Origin of the sequence: Brachybacterium sp. GCM10030268 (assembly GCF_042666305.1) — a bacterium.
In the GTDB taxonomy this organism is placed as follows: domain Bacteria; phylum Actinomycetota; class Actinomycetes; order Actinomycetales; family Dermabacteraceae; genus Brachybacterium.
On sequence record NZ_JBHTCW010000002.1, the window covers coordinates 489,994 to 502,002 of the forward strand.

Consider the following 12,009-nt stretch of genomic DNA (forward strand, 5'->3'; position numbering starts at 1 on the left):
GAGGGTCGGGCCTATTTCACGGCGCCGCCCGTGGCACCGGCGGCCACGTACTTCTGGGCGACGATCATGAGGATCACCGCGGGCAGCGAGGACAGCACCGCCGTGGACATCACGGCGCTCCAGTCGGTGTCGTTGGTGCCGATGTAGGTGTACAGGCCCAGCGTCACGGGCCGGATCGATTCGCCGGTGGTCAGGGTCAGGGCCATCAGGAAGTCGCTCCAGGCGAACAGGAACGAGAAGATGCCAGCGGTGATCAGCGAGTTGCGGCTGACCGGCATCACGATCGACCAGAACGCTCTCACGTGACCGCAGCCGTCGACGCGAGCGGCTTCGACGATGGAGGCCGGGAACGTCTCGAGGTAGGCGCGCATGATGAGGATCGCGAACGGGATGCCCTGCGAGGCGTCGGCCAGGATCAGGCCCGGGATCGAGTTCACCATCCCCAGCGGCGTGTAGACGGTGTACAGCGCGTTGGCGATAACGATGCCGGGAATCATCTGGCTGATCAGCACGAAGAACAGCAGCGCCGCAGTGCCCCGGATGCGGAACTGGGCGAGCGCATAGGCGCACGGGGCCGCGATCACGACGGACAGGGCGCACGCGCCGATCGCGACGATCAGCGAGGTGATGAGGTTCGGGCCCTGATCGGCGATCGCGCGGGAGTAGCCCGAGAAGTCCGGGTTCAGCGGGAGCCATTGGATGTTCAGGCTGTTGCCGGCCGGGGCCAGGGAGGCGTTGACCATCCAGTAGACCGGGAACAGCATGATCGCGACCAGGACGATGCCGATCACGGTGTGGAGGTAGGAGCGGCCCGGTCGGGTGCGGCGCGGGGCGCCGGAGAGGGCGGGCCCTGCGGAGTGGCCGGCGGGCGAGGCGGGAGCGGCGGTGCTCATCGGGGTCATCCGTTCTTCTCGGCGCCGGCGTTGGCGCGCAGGTAGACGAGGCTGAAGGCCAGGGCGATGAGGATCAGGATGTTGCTGAGCGCGGCGCCCTGACCGAAGTCGAACTCGACGAAGGACATCTCGTAGCTGCGGGTGGCGAGGGTCTGGGTGGCGTTGGCCGGGCCGCCGCCGGTCAGTCCGATGATCAGGTCGAGGACCTTGATCGTGTAGATCACCCCGAGCAGCAGCACCACGCTGACGACCGGCCGCAGCATCGGCAGGGTGATGTTCCAGAACGACGTCCAGCCCGTGGCGCCATCGAGCTGGCCGGCCTCGTAGAGCTCATCGGGAATGGATTGCAGGCCGCTGTAGAGCAGCACCACGTTGAACGGGATGCCGAGCCAGATGTTCACGATGATCACGGCGATCAGCGCTGTATCGGAGCTGTTCAGCCAGGGGATCGGGTCGGAGATCAGTCCGATCCCGGTGAGGAACTCGTTCAGTGCCCCGTTGTCCTGCTCCAGGATCCATCGCCACACCGCTGCCGAGACGATCATCGGCAGCAGCCACGGCAGCAGCAGCAACGAGCGCAGGAACCCGGACAGGGGGAACTTCTTGCGGAAATACAGTGCCAGGCACATGCCGAGCACGAACTGCCCGATGATGGAGCCGACCGTGAACAGTCCGGTGTTGCCCAGGGCCCGCAGGAAGATCGGATCGGAGAACGTGGCGGCGTAGTTGTCGAGGCCGACGAACGGGGCCTGGCCGTTGAAGAACGTCGCGAAGTCGTAGTTCTGGAAGCTCATCACGACGTTCTTGATGATCGGGTATCCGAAGAACAGGACCATGTAGAGCGCGGCCGGGGCGATGAACGCGTAGCGCACCATGAGGTCCCCGCGATGGCGGCGCCGCCTGGGCGTCCGTGGCGCTCCGCCGGACTCCGCGAGCCCCGACCTCGCGGCGGTGGGCTGGGTGGTGGTCATCATCGATCTCCTCAGCTGACGGTCTTGGCGGCTTCGTCGAACGCGTCCGCCGGGTCGGTGTCATCAACCAGAACCCGCTGGTTGGCGGTGTAGATCGCCTTGGCGGTGCGGGGCCAGTCGGGGCCGAGCTGCGCCGTGCGGGAGCGGGCGGTGGAGACCTGGTCGACGAAGGTCCTCAGGTCGGGGTTCTCCTCGGCGAACCGCTCCGCAGCGTCGGCGTCACCGGGGATCGTGTTGCGCTCCCCCGCCATGTACAGCTGGTTCTCCGGAGCGACGAAAGCCTTCAGCAGCTCGGCGGCCTTGCGCTGCTTCTCCTCGTTCCCCGTGATCGGAACGGTCCACACCTCGCCGCCCAGGGGTGCGACGGAGTCGTGCTCGGCGGTGGGCACGGGGATGGTGACCACGTCCCACTCCAGGTCCGGGGTGTCCGCGGTCAAGCCGGCGATGTTCCACGGCCCGTTGATGCACATCGCGGCGTTGCCGGCCTTGAACTGGTCGATCACATCGCCCTGGCCCCAGTTCACGACCGAGCGCGAGGCGAGCCCATCGCGAACCATGTCGGACCAGAAGCGGGAGGCACCGAGCACTCCCTCCCCGTCCAGATCCGTCTCATCGCCGTCGTTGGACCACATGAACGGCATGAACTGGAACGTGCCCTCGTAGCTGGCGATCGCGGAGAACGCGAAGCCGTAGCGGTCCTCGGTGGTCAGCGCCTCCGCGGCGGCGCGCAGCTCGTCCCAGGTCGTGGGAGGTTCGACGCCCGCGTCCTCGAGCAGCTGGACGTTGTAGAACAGGGCGATGGTGTTCACGGTCGGGGCGATGCCGTACAGGGTCCCGTCGTACATCCCCAGGTCGGCGACCGGCGCGGTGAGCCCGTCCGTGGTGATCCCGTAATCCGCCAGCGGTGCCAGAGCCCCGGAATCGGCGACCTGCTGGACGTTGGGGTTGTCGAGCATCAGCAGGTCCGGCAGGGTGCGCGAGGACCCCATCTGCAGGACCTTGGCGATGAGCTGGTCCCCGGGCACGCGCTCCCGGGAGAAGCTGAGACCGAGCTCCTCGGCGCAGGTGGTGAAGGTGCCGTTGATGGCGACGTCATCGGCCGGGGTGTTGTAGTAGTCCACGATCCGGATGGAGTCCGGATCTCCTGTCCCGCCGCCGGATCCGCACCCGGCCAGGCCCAGCAGCCCTGGGGCCGCCACGGCACCGAGGCCGAGAGCCCGACGGGTCAGGCCCGAGCGAGGCGGCGCGGTCGCCTCGAGGCGTGCCGGACGGGCCCGGGCGGGCGGATGGGGGCGTCGTGGCCGGGAGTTCGAAGACATCTTCGTCCTGCTTCCTCTGTCTCACGTCGGGTGGTGCGCGACGCGTATCGATTCGTATCGATAACGGGGACAGTCGTCGACGATGGCGAATGGGTTGGCTGTATCTGGCGCAGCGATGCCCGCGTCCCGACACCGGGTGGGCTCGCTGCGACGACCGCCATCATGGCGCAGCTTCTGCGTGGACGCAAGGCTCGGAGAGTCGGAGAACGGGGGCGCCCGCGGAGCTCCGCGTGCCAAGCCTTGCCGTTCGCGCAAGCTCTGGGCAGCAGCAGCGGTCCGCGGTCGACCGTGACGCGCCATCGATTCGTATCACTGCGCAGGGCGAGGGCGTCGCTCCTCCGCTCCGTCACAACCGGCGCCCGGCACCGGCACCGGCACCGGCACCGGCACCGGGCCGAGCGTCCGTGGGAATCAGGGCAGAGAGATCAGCGCCTGGACCGGAGCGTGGTCGGAGGGGTAGGAACCGTCGCGGTCCCGCGAGACGTTGATGGCGGCCTCGTGGGTGGTGATGTCCTCGGTGGTCAGCACCCAGTCGATGCGCTCACCGTCCTCGACCGGGTCCTCGTACCCGGGGAACGTGCCCCACGCCGGGGTGACCTGCTGTTCGGCGCTGTCCCAGGTGTCGACGGTCGGGCCGTCGGTGACCAGGGTCGTGTAGGCCCCCGAGTCATGGGCGATGGAATTGAAGTCGCCGGTGACGATGGTGGGCAGCTCATCGAGCTCACCACCCTCGAACAGCTCGATCATGGCCTCGCCGCTCGTGATCCGGGCTGGCTCCGACTCATGATCGAAGTGGGTGTTGATCATGGCGAACTCCTCGCCGCTGGCCAGGTCCTTGAGTCGCGCCCACACGACGATGCGAGTGACGTTGTTGCCCCAGGTGGCCGAGCCGATCACGTCCGGTGTGTCCGAGAGCCAGAACTGGTTCCAAGCGAGCACGTCGAACCGCCGGGCGTCGTAGAAGATGGCGGAGTACTCGTCGTTGCTCCCACCCTGGCGGCCGTACCCCACCATGCGATGACGCGGCAGCGCTTCCTCCACTGCGCTGAGCTGGGCATACTTGGCTTCCTGGACCCCGAGAAGACAAGGCTGCTCGCGCTCGAGGAGGTCGATCAGGATCGGCCGACGGTCCGGCCAGTGGTCGGGATCGCCCGGCTGCGTCTCGGTGGAGCGGTCCAGGCGGATGTTGAACGTCATCACGTGGAGACGCCCACGCGTCGCCCTGCCGATCAGGGGCCGGTTCGGGCCGCCCTTGCCTGGCGCGGCGGGAGCAGCGGCCGCGGGTGCGGCGAAGGCAGCGGCGGCCGTGGCCCCGGCGGCGGCGGTGCCTAAGCCGGAGATGAGCGTGCGACGGTCGATCGGGCGGGCCATGAGGATCTCCTGAGGTGGAGGGGAACAGGGGCGCGAGCCAGCCTAGGAACGGCACCGGCGTCGCGGGCCCCGAGCCCTCGACAGTTCACGACCTCGGCACCTGGGCGTCATCGTCGACCTGACGTCGGCCCCGCTGCCGCGCCGGCCTCGTGGATCACAGACCCTGATCGTCGAGCCAGTGGTAGCCGTGAGAGACGACTTCGAAGGGATCCATCGCGGTGCGATCGAGCTCGACCAGGTTCCACTCGACCTGCGAGGGCAGTGCTGAGGCCGCCCCGGCGAGGTCGGCGCTCCCGCACCCTAGGGGCACTTGGTCCGCAAGGGGATCATCGCTGAGCCCGGGCCCGTCCTTGAAGTGAACGAGGCGGACCCGCTCACCCAGACTTTGCACCAGTTCCGGCAGGGAGCGTCCGGCGGTGTGCGCCCAATAGAGATCGACTTCAGCAACCACCGAGCCATCCAGTTCCTCGAAGAATCGGTCGTATCCTCGCGAGCCGTCCTCGAGCTCGGGCCAGTCCCACCAGTGATTGTGATAGCCCACGCGCACTCCATGCTGCCCGGCCTTGTCCGCGAGCCGGCCGAAGGCCTCGGCGAAACGCTGCACACCGTCCCTCCGGGCCAGGATGTCGCGGCCGAAGCCCAGGACGTGTTCCGGCACGCTTGCCAACGCGACGGAGGTGCCGACGATGGCCAGTTCTTCCAGCAGCCAATCCATTTCCGAGGGAGCCGGGAAACGCGTGTGCACGGAGCTGACATCCAGCCCGGCCCGATCGATACAGCGCCGGAGCATCTTCGCGCGGGTGAGGCGGTCCCCACGGGACAGCGACGGGTTCCCGAGCCCGAACGGCTCCACTCCTTCGAACCCGATCTCCGCCACCCGCTCCAGAGTGCGCTCCGCATCCTCGGCCAGTGCATCGCGGACCGCGTACAGTGCCAGTCCCCTGCGTGCCATGCTTGTCCTCCTCGACAACCGCTTCCTTACTGTCGTTCAGTAAGTATGGTGGCCGGGAACCGTCGAGGCAAGGAAGAATTCGCTGAACGGCGTCAGCTATCCCGAGGAGTAGTCCGTGAACCCACTTCGTAGTCGCACGGCCGCCGAGACGGCGATGGCGATCCTGGATCTCGTTCGCCGCGAGTCCCCGATCTCCCGTGTCGAACTGTCTCATGCGACAGGCCTTACGGAGACGTCGATCTCCAAGACCGTACGCCGCCTCCTCGAGGCCGGCCTGGTCGAGGAGGCCGGACGGGACTCGACGGGGCGCGGCAAATCGCGCACCATGCTGAAACTTGCGTCGACCGCCATGTATGCCCTCGGTGTCGTCCTGGACGACACCAGGATCAATTGCGTACTGACCGACTTCAGTGGCGCGATCCTCGCAGCGAGAGAGCTGACGGGAACGCGCGGAGAGCTTCCGCATGATGTGACCGAGCGTGTGGCCGCGGCCGTGCTCGAGATGCTCAGCGCCGCCGGGATCGACAGCTCCGACGTCGCCGGGGCCTGTCTGGCGAGCCCCGGGCGATTCGACGCGGAGAAGAAGAAGCTGCGCCTCTCCAGCGTCGCTGCCGAGTGGGAGCACTTCGACGTGCAGGAACAGTTCACCGAACTCACCTCCATCCCCGCCACCCTCGAGAAGGACTACGGCTGTGCCGCCCTCGCGGAGCACTGGGTGGCGCGCGATACCCCCTCCGATTTCGTGACCGTCTACGTCGCCAACGGCATCGGCGCCGGGATCGTCATCGACGGCGAGCTCTATGGCGGACTTTCGTCGAATGCGGGCGAGATCGGCCACCTGCCTCTGGACCCGGACGGTCCGGAGTGCAACTGCGGCAATCGAGGATGCCTAGAACGGATCGCGGCGCCCCAGTACCTGGTCCGGGCCGCGATGGCGCGGCCTGAGCTTGCGCAGCGGCTCGGGCTCGACGGTGCCCGCGACACCATCCGGTCGGATTTCGAGAAGCTCGCTCGCGGCGCCGCACGTGGGGACGACGGAGCGCTCGAACTCATCTCCGGCGCCGCCGAACGATTGGCACAAGCGGTGCTGGGTCTGGTCAATACCCTCGACGCCGGTGAGGTGGTACTCGCCGGCCCCGCTCTGGAGTTCGTCGGCGACATCTTCGCCGCCACGATCCAGGAGGCATTGGATCACCTGTCGTTCATGCGGCCGGTGCACAGCGTGTCGGTTCGCCTCTCCGGCCTGGGGCTCGATGGCGCGGCCCTCGGTGCGGCGATCGCCGTGCTCCGCAACGAGGCCGCGGCGGTCTGACCACCCTTACCGCCTGATCCTTGGGGCGTTCCGGATCCGCTGACCTGGCCGGCGGCCCCTCGCCTGCTCCCGCAAGCGTCGCCGACCCCTTGACACGTCTACTTACTCAGGTTTAGAAAGGTAACCCAGCCCATCGCCGCGTCATACAGCGAGTTCAACGAGGAGCTTCACCATGGGAACGTCACAGTCACCGCACATCTCTCGCCGCAGTGCACTCAAAGCCGGCGCCGCATCCTCCGCGGCCGCCCTCTCTGCGCCCGCTCTCGCCGCATGCGGAAGCGGCGGGGCCGGAGGCGGGAAGACGGAAGTCCGGATGTGGTCGTGGTACAGCGAGCAGCAGGAGGTTCTGCCGAAGGTGATTGAGGCCTTCGAGGCCGACCATCCCTCGATCACCGTCACCAACCGCATCTTCGGCAGCCCCGATCAGTACCTCCCAGCACTGCAGGCCGCCGTGTCCGGCGGCGATCTGCCGGAGATTTTCGCGCCGCACACCCGCGCACTGGAGTACGGCAGGAACGGAATCAGTCTGGACATCAAGGCAGAGCTCGGATCCGAGTTCACCGATCAGTTCTTCGAGTCCGCGAATAACCAATACACCGAGGATGGAGCGCAGTACGCCATCGGATGGATGGCCCAGACCTTCGGCATCTTCTACGATCCCGCACAATTCGAGGACGCCGGGATCGACGGGGAGCCGGAGACCTGGGACGACCTGATCACTGCCTCTGCTGAGCTGCGAGACAACGGTATCGCGCCCTTGGCTGCGTCGTTCAACCCCGGAACGAGCGGCCTGGACTTCTTCCTCCCTCTCATCACCCAGGTCACCGATGATCCGACGTGGTACCTCAAACTCGACAAGGGTGAAGAAGGCTTCGAGTACACCTCACCGGAGGTGATCGAGGCACTCGAGTTGTTCGAGAAGATCGTCCAGGGCGACGTGTTCCAGGAGGGCGCCGGAGCGACCCAGGGCCCCGAGGCCACACAACTGTTCTATACCGGCAGGGCAGCGATGCTCTTCAGCGGTTCATGGACTCCCCAGGGTCTCGTGCAGGATGCCGACCCGGAGTTCGTGGAGTCCTACAAAGTCATGAAGAATCCTGCGATCAGCAGTGGGGCGCAGCACTGGACAGCGAACCAGGCAGGAGCAGGCTGGGCTGTCAGCTCGGAAGAGAAGAACCGCGACGCCACCTTGGAGTTCCTCCGGTATCTCTACTCCGAGGAGCAGTACTCGAGGCTCATGAACGAATCCAACTCGATGCCCGCGACCAAGGCAGCTGCGGAGGACATCGAGAATCCGGTGATGGAGCAGATGACCTCCTGGCTGGTCGACGGCGACGGTTGCCCCCACATCCCGTTCGGCCCCGGGTCCTCCGAGGTAGGCGGTCCGCTCGCCAAGATCCTCGATGGCTCCGGCACTCCTGAGCAGGTCGCGCAGGAGATGCAGGATGCCGTGATGAACGCCCGCGGATCCGCATCATGACCTCCACGGCGACGCGTGAGTCATCATCGCCCCCTGCCGTACCCGGCAACAACGTTCGTCGTCGACGAGGAGTGCCCCCGATCCGCCGCAAGGAGATGCTTGCCGGTTATGGGTTCGTCGTACCCACTGTCGTGCTGTTCGTTCTCTTCGTCGGCTATCCGATCCTCCGCACCGTGTACCTCAGCACGACTGAATGGAGCGGGTTCGGCGAAGCGTCGTTCATCGGATTGGAGAACTACGCGCGGGCCGCCTCCGACCCCGTGACGCGCCGCGCATTCCTTCTCACCGTGGCGTGGGCACTGGTCACCACTGCCCTCCAGACCGCCATTCCCCTGGTGATCGCAGCCATGGTCGCGTCGGTCCCTGGCCCGATCTCGGTGCTCGTCCGCACCGCTCTCTTCATGCCGGGAATCGTCTCCTTCGTGGTCTCCGGCGTCCTGTGGAGACTGATCTATGACCCGAACTTCGGGACCCTTAACGCCGCCATCCAGAATCTCGGGTTTGAGAGCTTCAACCATCCCTGGCTCGGATCTGCGAACTCGGCGATCCCGGCGCTCATGGTAGTGGCAGTGTGGCAGGGGCTCGGAATGAGCATGCTCATTCTCTTTGCCGGCATCCAAGGGATCGATCCAGGCCTGCAAGAGGCTGCGATGGTCGATGGCGCGGGCACGCTCCAGCGATTCCGGCACGTGACGTTGCCCAGCCTCCGATACGTCACCGCGATCGTCATTGCCCTGAACCTCATGAATGGGTTCAAAGTCTTCGATCTGATCTATGTCATGACCGGCGGCGGCCCGAACAACAGCACTCAGGTGTTGGGCACCTATCTCTACGACCTCGCCTTCGGCTCGACCTCGGGCTCGGTCCCACAGCTGGGCTACGCCTCTGGTCTGTCGGTGATCGTCATGGCTCTGTGCACCGTCGCCGTGCTGTTCCAGATGCGGCTGAGCAGGAGGGCCTCCCGATGAGCACATTGAGCGCATCCAGCACCACAAGCACATCGAGCACCTCACGCGGATCGAACACGTCGATGCGCACACAGGCCCGAGCGGGACGGTGGCTGAACAGCACCATCCTGCTCATCATCAGCATCGCGACCGTCTACCCCTTCGTCTGGATGATCCTCACCTCGATCCGGGAGTCCAATTCGGTCTTCGGTGGCTCCTTCCTGCCAGAGCGGATCACCTTCGATGCGTATGCCAGAGTCCTCGAGTTCACCGGCTTCATCGGCCACTACTGGAACTCCATCTGGATGACCGTCGCGACCTGCAGCATCGTCCTCGTGCTCGCCACACTGTGCGGCTATTCGTTCGCGAAGCTACGTTTTCCGTTCAAGAACACGATATACATCGCGCTCTTGTCGACGCTGATGATGCCGGGCACGGCGCTCATCATTCCCGTGTATCTGCAACTGCGCACCTTCGGTCTACTGGACACGCAGCTCGGCCTCATCATCGTCTACGCGTCCGGGGCCGCACCGTTCTCCATGTTCCTCATGCGAGCCTTCTTCGAATCGTTGCCCGATGAGCTCGTCCACGCTGCGCGTGTGGATGGAGCGGGAGAGCTGATCGTGTTCCTGCGCGTGGTTCTCCCTCTGGCCCGGCCAGGCATCGCCACGGTACTGATCTTCCAATTCCTCACGACGTGGAACGAGTTTCTCATGGCCAACACGATCCTACAGAGCCCCGAGAAGCTACCACTGCAGCCCATTTTGTTCTCCCTTCAAGGGGAATACTCCACGGACTGGACGACACTCAGTGCCGGCTTAACCCTCTCGGCAATTCCCGTCGTCCTCGTCTATGTCTTCCTCCAACGACAGTTCGTCGCCGGGATGACGCTAGGCGCAGTCAAGAGCTGACAATCACCAACCCAAGAGAATCGAGACACCATATGAGCATCGAATCGATCATCGTGAATGTTCGCGACGTCACCACGTCCCGGACCTTCTACGAGAAGCATCTTCAGGCCGAGGTGCTGGAGGAGAGCACCGATCACGCTCTGCTGGACGTGGTCACCGCGACGATCCGTCTCCAGCGCGTCGACGGCAGTCTTGAGTCGGCGTGGTCGACCGACGATCTGCACCGCGGCTTCCGTCATATCGGCTTCAAGGTCTCCGACACGGATCGACTCTTCGCCCAGATCGAATCCGACGGAGCTGCGATCCACCTCGCACCGATCGATGCCACCGGTGGTGTGCGCATCGCCTTCTTCTACGATCCGGACGGAACTCTCCTCGAACTGGTGCAGGGCGATCTGAAGTATCACGAGGTCGTGGATGAACAGCTAGTGGAAGCGGAGCATGCGCTCGGGGTCCCGCAGCGCCCCCGCTTCGACCACGTTGCCGAGACCGTCGAGAGCTTCGAACAGACGGAATCCTTCTACGCCCCGCTCGGCTTTCGGCACCACGGGACCATCGAGCAAGCGCACGATCCGCGAGGCTTCCGCATCCGGTTCCTCAAAGAGTCCGACAGCGTGCTCGAGATCTTCACCTACGACGCCGAGACGGTCTCGCCGCAGCATCGTCCCGGCGCTCCCGGCTTCGACGCCGTCGTGCTCCGCGACGGCGGGGGATGGCCGCCGGCCGGTTCCACGCCGGTGTCCGATGCGGCCCTCGATCCGGACGGTCTCCCCCTGCGCCGGGCCGGCGCATGAGCTCAGCCGGCCTCCCCCGGCCAGGGGCCTCAGCATGGACCCGCCCGCTCGGCCGTACCCAACTGCGGGTCTCCGCGCTCTGTGCAGGTGGCGGCGTGCTGGGATCCGTTCCCCAGATCTTCGGTTACGAGGTCAGCCGGGACGACGCCTCCGAACTTCTGGCCGCACTCTTCGATTCGCCGATCACGTTTATAGACACCTCCAACGGGTACTCCGGAGGTGAGAGTGAGAAGCGCATCGGCGACGCTGTGCGCAAATATGGCGGCGTGCCCGCGGATATGGTGATCGCCACGAAGGTCGATGGGCGTGACGGCGAGTACTCCGCCGAGCGGGTGCAAGCGTCTATCTCGGAATCTCAGCGAAGACTCGGTATCGACGCATTCCCCCTGCTGCATCTGCACGATCCCGAGTACTATCCGGACGTTGACTTCTTCGCGCCCGGCGGTGCCGTCGATGCTCTGCTCGCAGCGCGACGGGACGGGGTGGCAGAGCATCTCGGGATCGCCACGGGAAGCATCGAGCTGGCTCACCGATTCCTCGATACGGGGGCCTTCGACGTGCTGCTCATGCACTCCCGGTACACACTGATCGATCGCAGCGCCGACGCGCTGTACGACCGAGCCGCAGCCGACGGGGTCGGCATTATCAATGCTGCCGTGCTCGGCGCTGGAGTCCTCGCCCGCCCTCAAGAGCCTCATACGCTCTACGGGTATCTTCCCATCAGGGATGAGGTCCTGCACGCCGCGCGACGGATGGAGGCCGTCGCAGATTCCGCGGGAGTAGCCCTTTCGACGCTGGCCCTACAATTCTCCGTGCGAGATCCGCGAATCTCATCCACCGCCGTCGGATTCAGCAAGGCGTCCCGCATCGCTCAGACTCTTGACGCCCTCGCGACGGAGGTCGCACCGGAGGTCTGGGACGAGATCGAGGAGCTCGTGCCCGCGCAGGAGTTCTGGTTGCATTGAGGGCCGCCGCCCAGCGCACCCGGACCGACCACCCGGTCAAGACGGTCACGCCGGTGCCATCCGCGATTACTGAGCGTTCGCGCTGGTCAAATCA

Annotated in this window: 11 protein-coding genes; 6 read left to right on the forward strand and 5 right to left on the reverse strand. The window is 65.7% G+C overall.

Translation table 11 applies throughout. The features are described from left to right. Positions 1-11 precede the first annotated feature (11 nt). The 5 genes from ACFQRD_RS05180 to ACFQRD_RS05200 all read right to left on the reverse strand — a co-directional run bounded on the left by ACFQRD_RS05180 (position 12) and on the right by ACFQRD_RS05200 (position 5,506). Positions 12-893: a carbohydrate ABC transporter permease gene (locus tag ACFQRD_RS05180; RefSeq protein WP_377016690.1), complete on the reverse strand. Its 882-nt coding sequence runs from the start codon at positions 891-893 to the stop codon at positions 12-14. Between the two features lie 5 nt (positions 894-898). Beyond that, a complete protein-coding gene (locus ACFQRD_RS05185) occupies positions 899-1,867 on the reverse strand; it encodes a carbohydrate ABC transporter permease (RefSeq protein WP_377016688.1) in 969 nt (322 codons plus the stop codon). Positions 1,868-1,875: 8 nt separating this feature from the next. Next, positions 1,876-3,183, reverse strand: a complete 1,308-nt coding sequence (locus ACFQRD_RS05190; RefSeq protein ID WP_377016686.1) for an extracellular solute-binding protein — start codon at positions 3,181-3,183, stop codon at positions 1,876-1,878. Positions 3,184-3,594: 411 nt separating this feature from the next. Next, positions 3,595-4,554, reverse strand: a complete 960-nt coding sequence (locus ACFQRD_RS05195) for an endonuclease/exonuclease/phosphatase family protein (protein ID WP_377016684.1) — start codon at positions 4,552-4,554, stop codon at positions 3,595-3,597. A 154-nt stretch (positions 4,555-4,708) separates the two neighbouring features. Further along, entirely contained in the window at positions 4,709-5,506 is a 798-nt protein-coding gene (locus ACFQRD_RS05200; RefSeq protein ID WP_377016682.1) for a sugar phosphate isomerase/epimerase family protein, read from the reverse strand. Positions 5,507-5,621: 115 nt separating this feature from the next. On the opposite strand from ACFQRD_RS05200, the gene ACFQRD_RS05205 reads away from it, so the two are divergent. From ACFQRD_RS05205 to ACFQRD_RS05230, 6 genes are all read left to right on the forward strand, one after another. Next, positions 5,622-6,818, forward strand: a complete 1,197-nt coding sequence (locus ACFQRD_RS05205; protein ID WP_377016680.1) for an ROK family protein — start codon at positions 5,622-5,624, stop codon at positions 6,816-6,818. Between the two features lie 313 nt (positions 6,819-7,131). Further along, on the forward strand, positions 7,132-8,298 hold the full coding sequence (locus tag ACFQRD_RS05210) for an ABC transporter substrate-binding protein (protein WP_377803549.1): 1,167 nt from the start codon (positions 7,132-7,134) through the stop codon (positions 8,296-8,298). Next, a complete protein-coding gene (locus ACFQRD_RS05215; protein WP_377016675.1) occupies positions 8,295-9,266 on the forward strand; it encodes a carbohydrate ABC transporter permease in 972 nt (323 codons plus the stop codon). Before ACFQRD_RS05210 ends, ACFQRD_RS05215 begins: the two co-directional genes overlap by 4 nt. Further along, positions 9,263-10,156, forward strand: coding sequence for a carbohydrate ABC transporter permease (locus tag ACFQRD_RS05220; RefSeq protein WP_377016673.1), 894 nt, complete (start codon positions 9,263-9,265; stop codon positions 10,154-10,156). The genes ACFQRD_RS05215 and ACFQRD_RS05220 overlap by 4 nt, the downstream gene beginning before the upstream one ends. Before the next feature lie 32 nt (positions 10,157-10,188). Beyond that, on the forward strand, positions 10,189-10,950 hold the full coding sequence (locus ACFQRD_RS05225) for a VOC family protein (protein WP_377016671.1): 762 nt from the start codon (positions 10,189-10,191) through the stop codon (positions 10,948-10,950). A gap of 95 nt (positions 10,951-11,045) precedes the next feature. Next, entirely contained in the window at positions 11,046-11,915 is an 870-nt protein-coding gene (locus tag ACFQRD_RS05230; protein WP_377016669.1) for an aldo/keto reductase, read from the forward strand. Positions 11,916-12,009 lie beyond the last annotated feature (94 nt).

What these genes read in the sequence shown, in the direction of transcription:
- ACFQRD_RS05220 (WP_377016673.1), top strand. Translation starts at nt 9,263, where the DNA reads ATGAGCACATTGAGCGCATCCAGCACCACAAGCACATCGAGCACCTCA.
- ACFQRD_RS05190 (WP_377016686.1), bottom strand. Translation starts at nt 3,183, where the DNA reads ATGTCTTCGAACTCCCGGCCACGACGCCCCCATCCGCCCGCCCGGGCC.
- ACFQRD_RS05195 (WP_377016684.1), bottom strand. Translation starts at nt 4,554, where the DNA reads ATGGCCCGCCCGATCGACCGTCGCACGCTCATCTCCGGCTTAGGCACC.
- ACFQRD_RS05225 (WP_377016671.1), top strand. Translation starts at nt 10,189, where the DNA reads ATGAGCATCGAATCGATCATCGTGAATGTTCGCGACGTCACCACGTCC.
- ACFQRD_RS05185 (WP_377016688.1), bottom strand. Translation starts at nt 1,867, where the DNA reads ATGATGACCACCACCCAGCCCACCGCCGCGAGGTCGGGGCTCGCGGAG.
- ACFQRD_RS05200 (WP_377016682.1), bottom strand. Translation starts at nt 5,506, where the DNA reads ATGGCACGCAGGGGACTGGCACTGTACGCGGTCCGCGATGCACTGGCC.
- ACFQRD_RS05210 (WP_377803549.1), top strand. Translation starts at nt 7,132, where the DNA reads ATGTGGTCGTGGTACAGCGAGCAGCAGGAGGTTCTGCCGAAGGTGATT.
- ACFQRD_RS05215 (WP_377016675.1), top strand. Translation starts at nt 8,295, where the DNA reads ATGACCTCCACGGCGACGCGTGAGTCATCATCGCCCCCTGCCGTACCC.
- ACFQRD_RS05180 (WP_377016690.1), bottom strand. Translation starts at nt 893, where the DNA reads ATGAGCACCGCCGCTCCCGCCTCGCCCGCCGGCCACTCCGCAGGGCCC.